This is a genomic window from Pseudomonas sp. HR96 (assembly GCF_034059295.1).
GTDB lineage: Bacteria > Pseudomonadota > Gammaproteobacteria > Pseudomonadales > Pseudomonadaceae > Aquipseudomonas.
In genome coordinates, this window is sequence record NZ_CP139141.1 from 2,906,326 (window position 1) to 2,923,894 (window position 17,569).

Consider the following 17,569-nt stretch of genomic DNA (forward strand, 5'->3'; position numbering starts at 1 on the left):
GCCCGGCGCCCACCCTTGCGAGTGACTCATGAGCGTATTGACCGAACCCAAGATCGACTGCCATCACCATTTGTTCGACCCGCAGCACTACCCCTATGTGGCGGACACCGCCTACCGCCCTGAAGGCCACGAAGTGGGGACCCAGCAGCAATACCTCGCGGTGATGCAGGCCTACAACATCCAGCACTCGCTGATCGTCGGGCCGACGTCGGGCTACAACACCGACAACCGCTGCCTGCTGGCCGCACTGGCCGAGCAGCCGGCGCGCTTTCGCGGCATTGCCGTGGTGCCGCTGGACATCGACAGCCAGGCGCTGGCCGAGCTCAAGGCCCAGGGCGTGGTGGGGATTGCCTTGAACGTAGCCATGCTCGGCACTGCGCCCTTCGTCGCCATTGACGCACTGATGGGCCGCCTGGCCGAGCTTGATCTGTTTGCCCAGATTCAAGTCATGGACAAACAGTTGCCGGCGCTGCTGCCGTTGCTGCAACGCACGTCCACCCGCCTGCTGATCGACCACAGCGGCCGCCCGGACGTCACGACTGGCCTGCAGCAACCGGCCTTCCAGGCACTGCTGACGCTGGCCGAGCACGGGCGTACCTATGTGAAATTGTCCGGGCTGTCGAAGTTTTCCCGCGAGCCCTACCCCTACGCCGATGGCCGGCCGTATCAGCAGGCGCTGCTGCAGGCCTTCGGCGCCGAGCGCTGCCTCTGGGGTTCGGATTGGCCGTTCCTGCGCGCCGCCGAGCGGATGGATATCGGCACGCTGTTGCTGCTGATCGAGGCGCTGGTGCCGTCGGCTCGCGAGCGTGAGCAGGTGTTGTGGCATACCCCGCGCGCGCTGTTCGGGTTTGCGTGAAGCTGGCGAGCTAGGGTGAGGGCAGATCGAAAGATCGCGGGCTCTGCCCGCTCCCACGGTGATTCGCGGCGAAGGCAGGCTTGAAGGTCTACAGGGTTTTGTGAACTTCGTGCCCCGCCGGTGTGCCTATTAGGTCAATCATTCCAGCGGTTGGCACAGCATGAACTTCATCGAATTACTGCAATGGCCGGCCATGGCCGTCACGGTACTGGCGGCCTGGTTCATGGGCTCGGTGCGAGCGCGGCGGCGGATCATCGCGTTCTGGTGCTTCACCATCGGGAATGTGTTGTGGGTGATTTGGGGCGCCAGCCACGACGCCTATGGCTTGATTACCCTGGAGGTGGTGCTGGCACTGATGAATATGCGCGGCCTGAAAAAGAACCGGCTGGAATGCCGCAAGGCCGAGCAGCCTCCCGCCTGACTGGAGTCGACATGCACCCCACCACCCCGGACGGCCGCTATTTCGTGGTCAAGGGTCAACTCTGGCGATGCACCAACCCAAGCCTCGACGACGCCGTGCGCCAACGCTGGGTCAAGGCGCTGATGGCCGCTCGCCGCGCGGTCAAGTCAGCCAAGGCATCGGCCGACGATGCGCAGTTGCGCGCCGCCCGTGCCCAGGTGCAGGACGCCAAGGTGGCGCTCGGCGAGCGCGGCCCGGTATGGTGGAATGACGGCAGCCCGGACTTCAACCGCCGGCAGGTCCGCCACACCCCCTATGCGGCTTGGTACGAGTCGCTTGCCCACAAGGAGCGTCCATGAGTCTTGCCAGCGTCAAATCCTTCCTCGCCGACCATGCCCCCGACCTTGCCGTCATCGAGCTGCCTGAAAGCACGGCCACCGTGGCCCTGGCCGCGCTGGCCCATCAGGTGGAGCCGGGGCAGATTGCCAAGTCACTTTCTCTGCGGGTCAATGAACAGGTCATCCTCATCGTCACCCGTGGCGATGCACGGCTGGACAACCGCAAGTTCAAGGAGCGGTTCGGGGTCAAGGCAAAGATGCTCGGTGCCGAGGAGGTAGAAGCGTACACCGGGCATCCGGTGGGCGGGGTCTGCCCGTTCGGCTTGCCGGAGGGCGTGGCGGTGTATTGCGATGTGTCGCTGCAGGCTTTCGACGAAGTACTGCCGGCCGGCGGCGCGATCAATGCGGCGGTGCGCTTGAATCCCCAACGGATGGCGAGTCTGGTCAAGGCGCAGTGGGTGGATGTCGTGCAGGGGTGATCAGAGTGGCGGGTTTGACGCGCTATCGCGTCAAACCCGCTTCTTGCTTACTTGCGCTTGCGCGAGCTAGGTTTTTTCAGCTCGAACATCAGCACCGAACGACCGGTCACCTGGTACTCGGCGCCGAACTCGAAGGTTTCGCCCAGGTCCAGATCCGGCTGGTTGGTGTCCAGTTGCAACACCCACTTGGCCCCCTGCGGCACTTGCGGCAAGGTGAATGACACCACGTCGTGGTGCGCGTTGACGATGATCAACAGCGAGTTGTCGACGCCCTCGCGCTGGATACCACTGGCCTTGGTGCGACCGTCGAGCAGGATGCCCATGCAGCGGTTGTTGCCGTCCTGCCACTGCTCGGTGCCCATTTCCGAACCGTTGGGTTGAATCCAGCTGACGTCTTTCACGCCCATGCCTTCGTCATACTCGCCGGTGAAGAAACGGTTGCGGCGCAGCAGCGGGTAGCGTGCGCGCAGCTCGATCAGGTAGCGCACGAAATCCTGCAGCTCGGCGCTCTGCTCGCTGACGTTCCAATCGACCCAGCCGATCTCGCTGTCCTGGCAGTAGGCGTTGTTGCTGCCGCCCTGGGTGCGAGCGAACTCGTCACCGGCCAGCAGCATCGGCGTGCCTTGGGCGAGGAACAAGGTGGCTAGGAGGTTGCGCATCTGCCGGTAGCGCAGCGCGAGGATTTCCGGGTCTTCGGTCGGGCCTTCGACGCCGCAGTTCCACGACTTGTTGTCCGAGTGGCCGTCACGGTTGTCTTCACCGTTGGCTTCGTTGTGCTTGTCGTTGTAGGAAACCAGGTCGTTGAGGGTGAAACCGTCGTGGGCGGTGATGAAATTCACCGAGGACGCCGGCTTGCGGCCGCGACGGTTGAACTGGTCGCCCGAGCCCAGGAAGATCTTCGCAAAGTCGCCGAGCATCTCGTCGTCGCCTTTCCAGAAGGCCCGGGAGATGTCGCGGAACTTGTCGTTCCATTCCATCCAGCCCGGCGGGAAGTTGCCCACCTGGTAGCCACCGGGGCCACAGTCCCAGGGCTCGGCCACCAGCTTGACTTTGGCCAGCACCGGGTCCTGGCGGCAGGCGTCGAGGAAGCCCCCGCCTTCGCTGAAACCATGGGCCTCCCGGCCGAGAATGGTCGCCAGGTCGAAGCGGAAACCGTCCACGCCCATCTCCGAACTCCAGTAGCGCAGCGAGTCGGTGACCATCTGCAGCACGCACGGGTGGCTCATGTTCAGGGTGTTGCCGGTGCCGGTGTCGTTGATGTAGTAGCGTGCATCGTCGGGCATCAGGCGGTAGTAGCTGGCGTTGTCGATGCCTTTGAGCGAGAGGGTCGGACCCATCTCGTTGCCTTCGGCGGTGTGGTTGTAGACCACGTCGAGGATGACTTCCAGACCGGCCTTGTGAAAACGCGAGACCATCACTTTGAATTCGCCGATCGACTGCCCGGCCAGGTAGCGGCCATGGGGTGCGAAGAAGCCCAGGGTGTTGTAGCCCCAGAAGTTGCGCAGGCCTTTTTCCAGCAGGTGGTTGTCGTCGAGGAAGTAATGCACCGGCATCAGTTCCACCGAGGTCACGCCGAGCGAGCGGATGTACTCGACCACGTCGTTCTCGTGGAAGGCGGCAAAGGTGCCCCGCTCCGCTTCACGTACCGAGGGGTGACGCATGGTGAAGCCGCGCACGTGGGTCTCGTAGAACACGGTGTTCTCCCACGGCACGTTCGGCTTGGGCGTGTTGCCCCAGGTGAACGCCGGGTCGATCACCCGGCAGCGCGGCATGAACGGCGCGCTGTCGCGCTCGTCGAACGAGAGGTCGCCGTCTTCGTGGCCCACGGTGTAGCCGAACAAGGCGTCGTCCCACTGCAGCTCGCCCCAGATCTGCTTGGCGTAGGGGTCGATCAGCAGTTTGTTGGGGTTGAAGCGGTGGCCGTTGGCCGGGTCGTAAGGGCCGTGCACGCGATACCCATAAAGGGTACCGGGACGGGCATCGGGCAGGTAGCCGTGCCAGATTTCGTTGGTGAATTCGGGGAGCGCGATGCGCTCGATCTCTTCCTTGCCTTCAGCGTCGAACAGGCAGAGTTCGACCTTGGTGGCATTGGCGGAAAAAATCGCAAAGTTGACCCCCGAACCATCCCAGGTCGCGCCCAGTGGGTACGGCAGACCTTCGCTGACGCGGCTGGCGGGACGGGGTTGATCAGTTGCACTGTCGTTCGCTGGTTGATCGGTCATGATCAATCACTCCGGGGAAAATTCGGGCTGAATTCGTAAACGCTTGACCAAAAGGGTCTAACGATAGAAGCCCCGGGTGAAAAACAGTTCAGCTTAATTTCATTCCCGTCCCTTCGGGGACTGGTGAGGTCCTGGCGCGACAACCAATAGCGTGGATTTATCCTGCCCGGCCAAATACTTGCGAGCCAAACACAGGTCATTCGTCGGCCTGTGGGCGCCATGGGCACGGCGCGGCGTCTGATGGATAGCTAGCACATCATTGCGTGCTCTCGCCACGATAAGGAAGAACATGACATCGCTCTATCAGGGGTTCGCGCAAGTGGCGTTTTCCGAAGTCGGTATCCAGGACTTCACCAGCTTTGCCTTGAGCCTCAAGACCATCACCTTGGTGGACTTGACCCCCGGCACTTATGAAGTGACCTTGCTGGGCGACGAACCCGAAGTCGCCACCGACTCCTACGTGCGCATCCTGCTGCCCGACGGCAGCGAACACTCGGGGCGGGTGACCGGAGTCTGCGGCTCGACCATCGCCTTCCTTGGCAACTTCACTGGCTGACTCACTCTGGCAGTTCAGGACGGGCTGGGCGGCGTGCCGCGAAAGGCATCCAGGCCGTTGACCGTCGGCAGCTCCACCGGCTTGCCGCTGTGGGCCGACTGGTAGATCGCCTCCATGATGCGCTGGTCCTGCAGGCCCTCCTCGCCGGGTGTCCACGGTTGCTTGCCGTTGGCAACGCAGTCGGCAAAATGGTCCATCTCCAGGGCGAACTGGTTTTTCTCGGGCGGGCTGATCTGCTCGATGCCCGGCGCGATGAACTCGCTTGTGTCACTGGCAATGCGGCTGCGCTTGAGCTGCAGCCCGCGATAGGCGAATGCCGGGTCCATGTTGGCCCAACCGCTGTCGCCGACCACTCGGTAGTGCTTGGAGGTGAAGGTGCCATAGCTGGCGTTGCACTGCACCCGGGTGCCGCCGGGAAAGCGCATCTGCCACAGGATGGCTTCTTCCACCTCGGTAAAGCGCGGGTCGCCGGGGGTACTGTAGAGGCTGGCCTGGACCTCCACCGGCTCCTCCCCCAACAGGAAGCGTGAGGTGTTGAGGCAGTACAGGCCGATGTCCGGCAACGCCCCGCCGCCGGCCAGCGCCTTGATGTGGCGCCACTGGCGGGTGTTCTGCTTCGATTGGTTCTGGCAATTGGACATCGTGATCAGCTTGATCTGCCCCAGCGCCGCGCGGTTGCGCACCCAGTCCTTGACCTGGCGGTCAAGGGGCTCGTATTGAATGCGATAGGCAATCATCAGCCGGCGGTCTGCCGCCTTGCAGGCAGCGATCATCGCCTGGCAATCGGCGACCGAGGTGGCCATGGGCTTTTCGCACAGTACGTGCTTGCCGGCATGGGCGGCGCGCACGGTAAATTCCTTGTGCAGGGCGTTGGGCAGGACGATATACACCGCGTGCACGTCCGGGTTGTCGCGCAGTTGGTCGAAGGTCTCGTAGTTGTACAGATGGCTTTCGGGCACGTCATACATCGCAGCTACCTGGCGCGCCTTGGCTGGGTCGCCACTGACCAGCGCGGTGACCCGGCAGCGCTTGCTGGTGGCCAGCGCCGGCATGATCTCCTCCAGGCTCAGGCGCCCGAGGCCGACGATGGCCAGCCCCAGGCGGCCGTCCTTGCCCAGTTGCACCGGCATCTGGGCCTTCTCGCTTTTATCTTCCTGCATGGGCGGCAGCTTGACCGCCGCCGGCAGCTCCCTGGCCGGCGTGGCCGCCATGCCGGGCGATGGGGCAGCACCTTGTGCCCAGGCGGCCTGGCCGGTCAGGCCGACCACACCGGCAGTGGCCACGGCCGAACCGGTCAGTTTGAGGAAACGGCGTCGGTTGGCCGTGGCAGCGTCCAGGTCATTGTTCACTCGCGTTCTCCACTAGCAGGACTGGCACGGCGCTCAGGGATTGAGCGCCCAGGCCTGACGTCGTCGGCGAGCGGGGTTGGGGCGGGCCGGCACAGGCTGTGCAGCGGTGGACTTTGGCCTGTGGCGCGCAGTTCGGTTTTTTTTGCCGACCGGTCTCAAGGCAGGCGGTCGTACAGCACGATTACCACACTGCCCTGTTCATACCGCTGCCCGTCGGCGGGCAGCAGGGCCAATTCGCGCTGCTCGTCGCTGCTCTTGACCCGCATGGCCACCCCCACCGGGCCCGCCTTGCGCGCTGCCCGCAACCACTGCCGGACCTGATCCATGCCCACCGCGCGGCCCTGGGCATCGGGGTAGCGCATGCCGTAGTTGGTCTCGCCGGAGGTGTTGAACAGGGTGATGTCCGGCTTGCCGGTGTGCCAGGCCAGGGCCGAGGCGGTGCCCAGCTCGTTGCTCAACAGGCTGTGGGCGCTGCGCAGCTGCCCCGCGTGCTCGGCAATGAATACGTCCGGGGTCTTGTTCACCACCACCTTGTCCGGCAGCGCTGCCGGCGCCAAGGCCAGCAAGGCGCCCATCGCCACGGCGGGTGCTGCCCACAGCCGCGCCGGGCGCCAGAGGCTCAGGGCATTGCCCAGGGTCCAGGCGCCGAGGGCCAGCAGCAGCAACAGCAGATGCGCAGGCTCGTTGACGTAGATCGGCTGCTTGAACTGGAAGAACGCCAAGGCCAATAGCCCGGCCACCCCCAGTGTCAGGTTCAGCGCTGCGTTGCGCCGCAGCACCTGGGTGGCGCCCTGCTCCAGCAGGGTCACCAGATAGCGCCCCAACAGCAGGCCCAGCGGCAACATGCAGGGCATGATGTAGGACGGCAGCTTGCCCTTGGCCATGCTGAAGAACAGAAATGGCAGCAACAGCCACAGCCACACGAACACCTGCCGGTGGTCGCCGCGCTGGCGCCAGCCCTGCGCGAAGGTGCCTGGCAGCAGGCCCAGCCATGGCAGGCTGCTCAGGGCCAGCAGCGGCAGGTAATACCAGAACGGCGCGGCGTGCTGGGCGTCGTTGCCGGCAAAGCGGCGGATGTGCTCGTCCCAGAAGAAATAGCGCCAGAAGTCCGGTTCCTGGGTGTGGATGGTCAGCGCCCAGGGCAGCGCCACCAGCACCGCGACCAGCATCGCCAGGCTGCCGTAGCCCACCAGTTCGAGAAAGCGTCGCTGCCAGATCAGGTACGGCGCAATCACCAGCACCGGCAGCAGCAGCGCCAGAAAGCCCTTGGTCATGAACGCCATACCGGCGGCCAGCCCAAGCACTGCCCAGGCGGCCAGGCGCTGGCGCCGGCGCTCGCTGTCGCTGGCGTAGAAGCCAGCGGCGATGCTCAGGTTCAGCCAGGCGCTGAACTGCGGGTCGAGGTTGGCGTAACCGGCGCCGGCCGCGATCAGGCACAAGCTCATGTACACCGCCGCGCAGGCCAGACGGGTGCGCGCATCGCGCCACAGGCGTCCAGCCACCGCGTAGGCCAGCAGTACGCTGAGCCCCAGGCTCAGGGCCGAGGCGATGCGCACGCCGAACAGCGTCTGGCCGAACACGGCCTGGCCCAGGGCAATCATCCAGTACCCGGCGGCGGGTTTTTCGAAATAGCGCAGGCCCATGAAATGCGGCGTGGCCCAATGGCCGCTCAGGAGCATTTCCTGGCTGGCCTGGGCGTAGCGGGTCTCATCCGGAATCCACAGGCCGTGGCTGCCCAGCGGCGCCAGGTAGAACAGTACGAACGCAAGAATCAGGAGTGGCAATGCCCAACGTTGGGTCATGGTGACGGTGCCCCGCAAGCGGCTTTGAGAAAGTTGCCCGCACTATAGAAAGCGGGCAATCGGGCGCGGGTGAAAGCGACGTCAAAGAAGTGTGGGGGGCGCGGATTTTGGGACTCGAACATTGTCCTGACGGGGACAGGTGGCAGGTGCGCCCCATCTACGGCGCCGCGCTGTGCGCAGCACACCGGGCCCGCGTAGAAGCCGGCGCAGCTGGCGACGGCATTACCTCGCTATCCGGGATGGATCATCTGACGGTAACGCGGCCCAAGGCCGATCAAGCCTGGCGTTGAACACATGCGCCTGGCCGGACACGCCGATCCGCACCCGGTCTCCCACACTCACCTGAGCCGCGCTAGGCACTCGCAGGCTCAACAGCGGCCCGGCGTCCAGCCGTACCTCAACGCCGAAATGGCTGCCGTTGAACTCCAGGCTCAGCACCTGGCCCGGCGCGCCGACCTCGGCCAGGCACAACTGCTCGGCGCGCAACAGCAGCCGCCCCGGCCCCGGCGGCGCTGTAGCGCCAACCGCCACCCGGCCCAATGCGCAATCGGCCCCGCCGGCGGCCACCTGGGCCGGCAGGATGATCGCCTCGCCGAGAAACCCTGCGGTTTCTTCGTCCACCGGTGCCCGGTACAGCGCCTGTGGGTCGCCGGCCTGCACCAGCCAGCCGTTGCGCATGACCGCCAGTTGGTCGGCGAAAGACAGCGCCTCGGCCTGGTCGTGGGTGACCAGCAAGGTGGTGATGCCGGCCTCGCCCAGCACCTGCGCCACCGCCTTGCGCAGGTTGGCGCGCAGGCCGGTGTCGAGGGCCGAGAAAGGTTCGTCCAGCAGCATCAGGCGAGGCCGCTGGGCCAGGGCGCGGGCCAGCGCCACGCGCTGCTGCTGGCCGCCCGACAGTTCGTGAGGCCAGCGGTCGATCAGGTTGGCGGCCAAGGACACCTGCTCCAGCAGCGCCTGCACCTGCGGGCGCCGCGCCCGCCGCGATCCGCTGAGGCCGAAGCCGATATTGTCGGCCACACTCAGGTGGGCGAACAACGCGCCGTCCTGGGGCACATAGCCAACCTGGCGCTGGTGCGCCGGCAGCGCGGTGGCCTCATCGAACAACGTGCGCCCGGCCAGGCGGATGGTGCCCTGGTCGGGAAACTCGAAGCCGGCGATCAGCCGCAGCAAGGTGGTCTTGCCCGAACCCGAGGGCCCGACAATGGCCGTGCGGCTGCCGCTGGCGACCGCCAGGCGGATGTCTGCCACGGCCGGCTGCCCGGCGTACTGCTTGTGGACTGCAAGGATTTCAAGTGCACTCATCGGCCGGCGGCTCGTCTGGATTGGTGGTAGAGAATGGCCGTGAGCGGCAGGCTCAGCAGCATCATGATCAGCGCATAGGGGGCTGCGGCGGCGTAGTCGATCTCGCTGGTGCGCGCCCAGAATGCCGTGGCCAGGGTGCGGGTGCCGTTGGGCGCCAGCAGCAGGGTCGCGGTCAGTTCGTTGGTCACCGCCAGAAACACCAGCGCCGCGCCGGCCGCCGCCCCTGGCGCGGCCAGGCGCAGGGTCACCGACCACAGTGCCTGGGCCGGCGTGCGGCCCAGGCTGCGGGCGATGTTTTCCAGCTCCACCGGCGCCTGGGCAATGCCGGTGCGCAGGCTGACCAGCGCGCGCGGCAGGAACATCAGCACATAGGCCACCAGCACGGTGAACAGCGTCTGGTACAACGGCCGGGCGTAATGCACCGTCAGGGTTACCAGGGCCAGGGCGACGACGATGCCCGGCAGCGCACTGCTGAGGTAATTGCAGCCCTCGAGCACGCGCAGCAGGCGCCCGGGCTTGCGCACCGACAGCCAGGCGATCGGCACGGCGGCGGCGGTGGTCAACAGCGCCCCGCCCGAGCCCAGCAGCAGGGTCTGCTGCAAGGTTTGCCACAGCTGCGGGTCGCCCCACACCTCGCCGCCGCCGGCCCACAGCCACTGGCTCAAAGTCAGCAAGGGCACCCCCAGGGCCAGGCTGGCGGTCAGCACCATCAGCCCTTGCGCCAGCCACCGCCCGGCCCGCCCCAGGCGCTTGGGACTCTGCAGGCGCGCGCTGCCGGCGCCGACCCTGGCGTAACGGGCAGTGCCCCGGGCCGTCGCTTCCAGCCCGAGCAACAGCAGGCAGCACAGCGCCAACACCCCGGCCAGCATGTTTGCGGCGGGGCCGTTATAGCTTGATTGGAACTGATCAAAAATCGCCGTGGTGAAGGTGTCGAACCGAATCAGCGCGTACAAGCCGTATTCGGCCAGCAGATGCAGGGCCACCAGCAGGCCGCCGCCGAGCATGGCCACGCGCAGCTGTGGCAGCACCACCCGCAGGAACACCGGCCAGGGCTTGTGCCCCAGCGACTGGGCGACGTCTTCCAGGGCCGGGTCCATGCGCCGCAAGGCGGCCGCCGCCGGCAGATAGAGAAAGGGGAAATAGGCCAGCACCGAGACCAGCACAGCGGCGCCCAGCCCGTGCATGGCCGGCACCAGGCTGACCCAGGCGTAGCTATGAACGAAGGCCGGTACGGCGATTGGCGCAGTGGCCAGCAACGACCACAGGCGCCGGCCGGGCAGGTCGCTGCGCTCGGTCAGCCAGGCCAGCGCCACGCCCAGCACCACGCATAGCGGCACGGTGAGCAGCACCAGCCACAGTGTATTGCCCAACAGCTCGCCGACCCGCGGCCGCCAGACCAGGCTGACCAGGCTGTCCCAGCCGCTCTGCACCGCCACCAGCACTACGAAACCGAGCGGCAGCAAGGCCAGCAAGGCGATGGCCACTGCGCACAGGCGCAGCCAGCGATCGGGCCGCGAACGAAAATGCCGCTGCCGGCGAACCGGCAGCGGCGCGCAGATACCCGCCGGGGGCACTACAACAACCCGGCCTGGGTCATCAGCTCGACCACCTTGCGGCTGTCCAGGGTCGAAGGGTCGACCAGCGGCGCGTCTAGCTGGCTCAAGGGCACCAGCGCCGGGTTGGAGCGGGCACCCTCGCCCACCGCATACTCGAACGAATTGCCGGTTTCCAGCACCGCCTGGCCCTGCTGGCTGGTGACGTACTGGACGAAGGCCTGGGCCTGCTCGGGGTGCTTGCTGGAGGCCAGCACGCCGGCCCCGGAGACGCTGACGAAGGCGCCCGGATCCTGCTGCTTGAAATAGTGCAAGCCGGTGTTCCGGCTGTTTTCGCCGGTCTTGGCGCCGTCGACGAAACGGTAGTAGTGATAGATCACCCCGCTGTCGACCTGCCCGGCGTTGACCGCCTTGAGCACCGCACTGTTGCCGCGGTAGAGGCTGGCGTTGGCCTTCATGGCTTTGAGCCAGTCGAGGGTGGCCTGCTCGCCCTTGAGTTGCAGCACGGCGGCGACGATGGCCTGGAAGTCGGCACCTGCTGGCGAGGCGGCCCAGCGCCCTTTCCACTCGGGTTTGCTCAGGTCGAGCAGCGAGGCTGGCAGTTCGTTGGCCTTGAGCTTGCTCTTGTTGTAGACGAACACGGTGGAGCGCGCGGCAATCGCCGTCCAGTTGCCGTGAGCCGGTCGGTAGGCGCTGCCTATCTGGCTCAGGGTCGCCGACGGCAGCGGCGCGAACAGCCCGGCGCGGTCGACCAGGACCATGGCCGGGGAGTTTTCGGTAAGGAACACGTCGGCCGGGGAGGCCTTGCCCTCCTGCACCAGCTGGTTGCCCATCTCGCTGTCATCGCCGTTGCGCAGGGTGACCTTGATACCGGTCTGCCGGGTGAAGCCATCGACCCAGGCCTTGGTCAGGCTTTCATGCTGAGCGTTGTAGACCACGATGCCATCGGCATTGGCGGCGGCCATGGCGTGGCTGCTGCCAACGATGGCGGCCGTCAGCAGGGTCACCTTGAGGTAAGACGCGAAGGGGGAAATCATCCGGTTTGCAGCTCCTGAGCGGTTAGGGTGAATACGGCGCGACCTGCGGTGAATGCAAATCGTTATCGAGAAGATTGGTACGGTAGGGGCGCTCGAATCAAACCGAAGTCGTGACAAAGTGAAAAAAATGTCATGAACCTGCTCGGCGAATACGGACGTAATCCCCTGAAAGGGCTCAAATTTCACATGCCGTTCACCGCTGTTTCACAAATGCAGTCTTAATGTTGCTGCTACTCCCTCCTGCCTGCTGCGGCCTGTCATGAACGATGCGACTGCACTCCCCGCCCCGTCGCCGCTGGCCCAAGGGCGCGCAGCCTACTGCGGCCAACTGTTGCGCCTGCTCGGTTGGCCGCTGCTGTGCGGCGGGCTGGTGTTCCTGGTATTCGACCTGAGCGACCTCGACCTGTGGGTGTCGGACGCCCTGTACGACGGCGCTAGCGGACACTTCCTGTTACAACAAAGCGCCCTGTTCCACGACATCACCTTTCGCTGGACCCGGCTGCTGCCCGACGCCGTGGAAAAGGCCGCCATGCTCGGCCTTGGTCTGGCTTGGCTCGGCAGCTGGCAGCCGCGAGGTCTGGCCAACCCGCTGGCGGGGCTGAGGGCCTATCGGCGTGATTTTCTCTACGTGGTGACCGCGTTCGCCGTGGGCACCTGGCTGGTGCAGTTGTGCAAGCTGCACACGGGTGTCGAGTGCCCGGTCGAGATGGCCCGCTATGGCGGGCACGCCGCCTACGGGCGCTGGTTCCAGAGCTTTTCCTTGTGGCACGCGCCCGCTCGCGGGCGCTGCTGGCCCAGCGGCCACGCCGCCACCGGTTTCAACCTGTTAAGCCTGTATTTTGCCAGCCGCTGCAACGGCTGGCAGCCGGCCCGCTGGCTGCTGCTGGCCATCCTCCTGCTCGGCGCCGCGACGGGCGCGATCCGCACGCTGCAGGGCTGGCACCTGCTGTCGCACACCCTGTGGTCCGCAGTGCTGGTGTGGTTCTGCATGGCCCTGCTGGCCGGGTTGTTCTATGGGCCGCGAGCATTTGGACGCTAGACTCCCCGGGCGCATACCGCGCTTCATCCACTAAGGGAATAGCCATGCCAGTGCGTCTGGAGATCCGCAACGACCCCACCGAGGCCGATCGCTCGGCCATCCTCAAGCCCCTGCGCGCCCACAACCGGGCCCAGGCCGGCGACCCCCAGGCCGAATCCTTCGCCCTGCTGGTGCGCGACGAGCACAGCGACGAAGTGCAAGGCGGCTTGTGGGGCGAAGTGTTCTACCGCTGGTTGTTCATCGAACTGCTGGCCGTGCCGGAGCAGACCCGTGGGCAAGGCATGGGCGCGCGCCTGATGCAGATGGCCGAACAGCTGGCACGTGACAAGGGGTGCGTGGGGATCTGGCTGGACACCTTCAGCTTTCAGGCGCCCGGCTTCTACGAGAAGCAGGGCTTCAGCCGCTTTGGCCAGCTGGAGGATTTTCCACCGGGGCGTCAGCGCTTTTATTACCAGAAGCGTCTGGTGTAAAGGCGCCAGGCCCTCAGCGCGCCGCCAGGGCGTTGAGCGAAGCGAGCAACAGCGCCCGGATCGCCTCGAGCTGGTACACCGCCGAGCGCGCCAGCGGGCGGAATTCTTCGCTGGCGTTGCTGGCCGATTCGTAGACCACGGCGCCCACGCAGTCGAGCAGTTCGCTGGCGTGGGTCAAGGCGGTGTCGATGGGGATGCCGGGCTGTACCACAAAAAGCATTTCGCCATTGGGGCCGCGGCCAAAGGGGATGGCTTGAGTCAGGGGGCTGCTTGCAGTGTCCATGCGCTTACTCCAGGGAAGCGGTGAAGCCGCGCCCGTGCGAAAGGTTGGGTGGCGGCTGTGCGCAGGTTAGTCGACCGGCAGAAGGCAGCAAAAAACCGGCAGGGCCGAAGCCCTCCCGCGCACAGCCACCATGGCTGGCCAGCGGGCGCCAGGGCGGCCGAAGGCAACGACGGTTGCTTTGCATACCTATCTCATCGGGCGACTAAACCCGGCCGCTGAATGCCAGCGACCGAGGGAAACTATCCCATCACCCGGGGAGCGACAAGGCGGCCGGCAGGGTATCGCGCAGAATCAGAAACGTCCTACAGCGCATAGTCTGATTTCCCACAAACACAGCGAGATGGGTCCGACAATCGTGCACGCAGCTGAGCCGGATACATCAATTTTTCCTGATGTCAGCCTCAAGTGATCGGTATTCAGCCTGATGCATCGCCGCCCTTACCATCGCGCTCCTTGTCCAAGCCTGCGGAGCTGCAACCATGATAAAAACAACCGACCTGACCACCGGCCATTTCATCGACGGCGACTGGGTCGGGGGCCAAGGCCTGCAGACCCTCAGCGTGTTCGACCCCAGCACCGGCAGCGCCTTCGCCGAGCTGCGCGCCGCCAGCGTGGTCCAGGTCGACCAGGCGGTTGCCGCCGCCCGCGCGGCACTGCCCGCCTGGAGCGCCCTCACCGGCCAGCAGCGTGCCGGGTACCTGCGCGCCATGGCCGGGAGGGTCGAGCAACAGCGCGCCGACCTGCTGGCCCTGCAAATGCGCAACAACGGCAAGCCCGAGCACGAAGCCTGCGTGGATATCGACGACGCCGTGGCCACCTTCAACTATTACGCCGACCTCGCCGAGGGGCTCGATGCCCGTCAGGACCAGCCGGTGCCACTGGCGGTAGCGGGCTTCGTCGCCCACACCCGATTCGAACCGCTGGGCGTGGTCGGGCTGGTGGTGCCGTGGAACTTCCCGCTGGTGACCAGCGCCTGGAAGATCGCCCCGGCCCTGGCGGCGGGCTGCACCCTGGTGCTGAAACCATCGGAGGTCACCCCCCTGATCGAACAGGCCTATGGCCGCATCGCCCAGGCCATCGGCCTGCCCGCCGGGGTGCTGAACATCGTCAACGGCGCCCGCGAAGTGGGCAGCGCCCTGAGCGAACACGCCGGCCTGGACAAGCTGTCGTTCACCGGCAGCAATGCCGTGGGCAGCCTGGTGATGCGCAGCGCCGCGCCGCACTGCCGACCGGTGACCCTGGAGCTGGGCGGCAAATCGGCCATTGTCGTGTTCGAGGACAGCGACCTTGATCAGGCGGTGCAGTGGGTGGTGGCCGGTATCACCTGGAACGCCGGGCAGATGTGCTCGGCCACCTCGCGCCTGCTGGTGCACGAGGCCATTGCCGACGCCCTGCACGCGCGCCTGGCCGTGGCGTTCGCCGCGCTGCGGGTGGGCAACCCCATGGCGGGCGAGGTCGACATGGGCCCACTGAGCAGCGCGGCGCAGTGGCACAAGGTGGCCGAGTATTTCGCGCTGGCCCAGGCCGAAGGCCTGCGCTGCCTGAGTGGCGGCGCAGTCGGCCAGGGGCCGGGCTGGTTCGTGGCGCCCACCTTGTATGCCGACGTGCCGGCCAGCAGCCGACTGTGGCGCGAGGAAATCTTCGGCCCGGTGCTGTGCACCCAACGCTTCACCAGCGAGGCCGAGGCCATCGCCCTGGCCAACGACAGCCGCTTCGGCCTGGTGGCCACCGTGGTCAGCCAGGACCTGGCCCGCGCGCAACGGGTGGCCGCTGCCTTGCAGGTCGGCCATGTGTGGATCAACTCGGTCCAGGCGGTGTTCGTCGAAACCTCCTGGGGCGGCACCAAGGCCAGCGGCATCGGTCGCGAACTCGGCCCCTGGGGCCTGGCGGCGTATCAGTCGGTCAAGCACGTGACCCGCTGCCTCGGCTAGCCGGGGTGCACCGCCTGCAGGTCGGCGATGAAGGCGCGCACCGCTTCGCTGGGCGCCTGGCCGACCCGGGTGATCAGGCGGTGCTCAACGTCGTAGCGCAGTGACGCCGGCTCGAGCTCGCGCAGGCGGCCCGAGCCGACCCAGCCCTGGGCATAGTGCAGCGGCAGGTAGCCCAGGTGGGTGCCGGCCAGCAGCGCATGGGCCACCGCCTCCATGTGCTGGGCGCTGGCCGAACTGCGTTGCGGGGTCAACGGCAAAGGCTCGCCGGGCAGCAGGAAACCATGGCGAATCCAGTCGGCGGCCTGCAGTTGCGCGCGGTCGACCTGGGCCGCCGCGTACAGCCGGTGGCCCTCCCCGCAGAACACGCCGATCGCCTCGCGGTACAGCGGCTGGTAGTCCAGGCTGGGCAGCGTGCGGTTGAAGTACGACACCGCCAGGTCCAGCTGCCCGTCGATCACCCGTTGTTCCAGTTGCGGCGGCGAGTCGACGTGCAGGTGCAGCTGGGTGTCCGGCGCGCGCTCATAGAAGCGGGCGATGGCGGCGTCGATGTGGGCGCTGGGCAAGGTGGCGATGTTGTCGGTCAGCCCCAGGCGCACTTCGCCCACCAGCCGCCCGGTCAGGGCTTGTGCCTGGTCGCGAAAGGCGTCGGCGGCAGCGAACAGCGTGGCGCTCGCGGCCAGGATGCGCTGGCCCTTTTCGGTGACGCTGAAGCCGCTCTTGCCGCGCTCGCACAGGCGGTACCCCAGGCGTTTCTCCAGCGCCGAGATGTGCATGCTGATGCTCGACTGGCTCATGTTGAGCTGCGCCTGCGCGGCGCTGAAGCCTTGGCATTGCACCACCACGCTGAAGATGCGCAACAGGCGCAGGTCGAGGTCGGCTACGGTTCTGAGCATGGTCTTGCCCTTTCACATCAATCCATCAATCGGCGGCGGCTTCAGCCTGGCAGCCACCAGCGCAGCAGGTAGAACAGCGCCACGCTCAACACCACGCTGGTCAGCACGCGGCGGGTCAGCAGCATCAGTATCACGGTGCACACCGCCGCCAGCAGGTAGGGGTTGAGCAGCGACAGGTCAAGTTGATGCCCCGGCAAAAAGATGATCGGCCCGCCGATGGCGGTGAGCATGCCGGGCACGGCGAAGCCGAGAAAGTCCCGCGCGCGCTGGCCCAGGCGCACCGGCAGGCGCGGTTCGAGGAACAGGTAGCGGTTGAACAGCAAGATGGCGCCCATGCCGAAGATGACGACGAAGATCATGCCCTGCGCTCCATCAGGCACTTGGCCGAAAAGCCCGCGACCATCCCGGCCAGCCCCGAGACCACCAGCGCCGATTGCAGGCCCAGCCAGCTCAGCCACACCGAGCAGCCCAGCGAGACGGCCACGCAGATCAGCACCGGCAGCGACTTGACCAGCGGCGTGACCAGGGCCACGAAGGTGGCGGCGATGGAAAACTCCAGCCCCAGGGATTCCAGGTTGGGAATGTTGCGGCCCAGCACGATGCCGGCCAGGGTAAAGAGGTTCCAGGCGACATAGAAGGTCAGCCCCACCCCCAGCGCGTACCAGCGGTCGAAGCCGCGGGCGTTCTGGTGGCTGTTGAGGGCGAAGAACTCGTCGGTCAGCAGAAAACCCAGCCCTACCCGCCAGCGCGAGGGCAATGGCGCAATGCAGGGGCGCATGTGCATGGCATAGAGCAGGTGCTGGGAAGTCAGCAGCAAGGTGGTGACGAAGATCGACAGCAGGCTCGCACCGCCCTTGACCATGCCGATGGCCACCAGCTGGGCCGCGCCGGCGAAGACGATGGCGGACAGGCCCTGCCCCTCGACGGGTGTGAAGCCGGCGCCGATGGCCAGCGAACTGACCAGCAACCCCCAGGGCGCACAGGCGAAGGACAGCGGCAGCACCGCCATGGCACCCCGGCCAAACGCCAGGCTTGCAGGAGAGGATTGCATTGTTCGAC

18 protein-coding genes are annotated in these 17,569 nt (G+C 66.3%); 8 read left to right on the plus strand and 10 right to left on the minus strand.

Annotated elements, in window-relative coordinates; all coding sequences use genetic code 11:
• Positions 1-28 precede the first annotated feature (28 nt).
• From SFA35_RS13020 to SFA35_RS13035, 4 genes are all read left to right on the plus strand, one after another.
• Positions 29-856 (plus strand): amidohydrolase family protein, encoded by an 828-nt coding sequence (locus tag SFA35_RS13020; RefSeq protein WP_320570938.1) that lies wholly within the window; start codon positions 29-31, stop codon positions 854-856.
• 160 nt (positions 857-1,016) lie between these two features.
• Positions 1,017-1,277 carry a hypothetical protein gene (locus SFA35_RS13025; RefSeq protein WP_320570939.1) on the plus strand — a complete coding sequence of 87 codons (261 nt, stop codon included), beginning with the start codon at positions 1,017-1,019 and terminating at the stop codon, positions 1,275-1,277.
• Between the two features lie 11 nt (positions 1,278-1,288).
• Positions 1,289-1,615: a hypothetical protein gene (locus SFA35_RS13030; RefSeq protein ID WP_320570940.1), complete on the plus strand. Its 327-nt coding sequence runs from the start codon at positions 1,289-1,291 to the stop codon at positions 1,613-1,615.
• Entirely contained in the window at positions 1,612-2,073 is a 462-nt protein-coding gene (locus SFA35_RS13035) for a YbaK/EbsC family protein (protein ID WP_320570941.1), read from the plus strand. The genes SFA35_RS13030 and SFA35_RS13035 overlap by 4 nt, the downstream gene beginning before the upstream one ends.
• A 47-nt stretch (positions 2,074-2,120) precedes the next feature.
• Here SFA35_RS13035 and glgX read toward each other — a convergent pair whose 3' ends face one another.
• Entirely contained in the window at positions 2,121-4,295 is a 2,175-nt protein-coding gene (gene glgX / locus SFA35_RS13040) for a glycogen debranching protein GlgX (RefSeq protein WP_320570942.1), read from the minus strand.
• A 289-nt stretch (positions 4,296-4,584) separates the two neighbouring features.
• On the opposite strand from glgX, the gene SFA35_RS13045 reads away from it, so the two are divergent.
• Entirely contained in the window at positions 4,585-4,851 is a 267-nt protein-coding gene (locus tag SFA35_RS13045; RefSeq protein ID WP_320570943.1) for a hypothetical protein, read from the plus strand.
• A gap of 14 nt (positions 4,852-4,865) precedes the next feature.
• Here SFA35_RS13045 and SFA35_RS13050 read toward each other — a convergent pair whose 3' ends face one another.
• From SFA35_RS13050 to SFA35_RS13070, 5 genes are all read right to left on the minus strand, one after another.
• Positions 4,866-6,200, minus strand: coding sequence for a Gfo/Idh/MocA family oxidoreductase (locus SFA35_RS13050; RefSeq protein WP_320570944.1), 1,335 nt, complete (start codon positions 6,198-6,200; stop codon positions 4,866-4,868).
• A 155-nt stretch (positions 6,201-6,355) separates the two neighbouring features.
• Positions 6,356-8,002 carry a lipid IV(A) 4-amino-4-deoxy-L-arabinosyltransferase gene (gene arnT / locus SFA35_RS13055; protein ID WP_320570945.1) on the minus strand — a complete coding sequence of 549 codons (1,647 nt, stop codon included), beginning with the start codon at positions 8,000-8,002 and terminating at the stop codon, positions 6,356-6,358.
• 222 nt (positions 8,003-8,224) lie between these two features.
• Positions 8,225-9,304, minus strand: a complete 1,080-nt coding sequence (locus SFA35_RS13060) for an ABC transporter ATP-binding protein (RefSeq protein ID WP_320570946.1) — start codon at positions 9,302-9,304, stop codon at positions 8,225-8,227.
• Positions 9,301-10,803, minus strand: coding sequence for an ABC transporter permease (locus SFA35_RS13065; RefSeq protein WP_414058544.1), 1,503 nt, complete (start codon positions 10,801-10,803; stop codon positions 9,301-9,303). Before SFA35_RS13065 ends, SFA35_RS13060 begins: the two co-directional genes overlap by 4 nt.
• Positions 10,804-10,877: 74 nt before the next feature.
• Entirely contained in the window at positions 10,878-11,894 is a 1,017-nt protein-coding gene (locus SFA35_RS13070) for an iron ABC transporter substrate-binding protein (protein ID WP_320570948.1), read from the minus strand.
• Positions 11,895-12,153: 259 nt separating this feature from the next.
• Between SFA35_RS13070 and SFA35_RS13075 the strand changes: the two genes are divergently transcribed.
• The gene (locus SFA35_RS13075; protein ID WP_320570949.1) at positions 12,154-12,933 is read left to right on the plus strand and encodes a phosphatase PAP2 family protein; all 780 of its coding nucleotides are present in this window, start codon (positions 12,154-12,156) and stop codon (positions 12,931-12,933) included.
• Between the two features lie 44 nt (positions 12,934-12,977).
• Entirely contained in the window at positions 12,978-13,403 is a 426-nt protein-coding gene (locus SFA35_RS13080) for a GNAT family N-acetyltransferase (protein WP_320570950.1), read from the plus strand.
• Between the two features lie 13 nt (positions 13,404-13,416).
• Here the strand turns inward: SFA35_RS13080 and SFA35_RS13085 are convergent, their stop codons facing one another.
• Complete coding sequence (locus SFA35_RS13085; protein WP_320570951.1) at positions 13,417-13,686, minus strand: DUF6124 family protein; 270 nt, start codon at positions 13,684-13,686, stop codon at positions 13,417-13,419.
• Positions 13,687-14,183: 497 nt separating this feature from the next.
• Between SFA35_RS13085 and SFA35_RS13090 the strand changes: the two genes are divergently transcribed.
• Complete coding sequence (locus tag SFA35_RS13090; RefSeq protein WP_320579006.1) at positions 14,184-15,617, plus strand: aldehyde dehydrogenase family protein; 1,434 nt, start codon at positions 14,184-14,186, stop codon at positions 15,615-15,617.
• Here the strand turns inward: SFA35_RS13090 and SFA35_RS13095 are convergent.
• Genes SFA35_RS13095 through SFA35_RS13105 form a run of 3 tightly spaced genes read right to left on the minus strand, consistent with a single transcriptional unit; the run spans position 15,614 to position 17,561 of the window.
• Entirely contained in the window at positions 15,614-16,510 is an 897-nt protein-coding gene (locus SFA35_RS13095) for a LysR family transcriptional regulator (protein ID WP_320570952.1), read from the minus strand. The two genes, SFA35_RS13090 and SFA35_RS13095, sit on opposite strands and share 4 nt — an antisense overlap.
• 41 nt (positions 16,511-16,551) lie before the next feature.
• Positions 16,552-16,869 carry an AzlD domain-containing protein gene (locus SFA35_RS13100; protein WP_320570953.1) on the minus strand — a complete coding sequence of 106 codons (318 nt, stop codon included), beginning with the start codon at positions 16,867-16,869 and terminating at the stop codon, positions 16,552-16,554.
• A complete protein-coding gene (locus SFA35_RS13105; protein WP_320570954.1) occupies positions 16,866-17,561 on the minus strand; it encodes an AzlC family ABC transporter permease in 696 nt (231 codons plus the stop codon). The genes SFA35_RS13100 and SFA35_RS13105 overlap by 4 nt, the downstream gene beginning before the upstream one ends.
• Between the last annotated feature and the right edge of the window lie 8 nt (positions 17,562-17,569).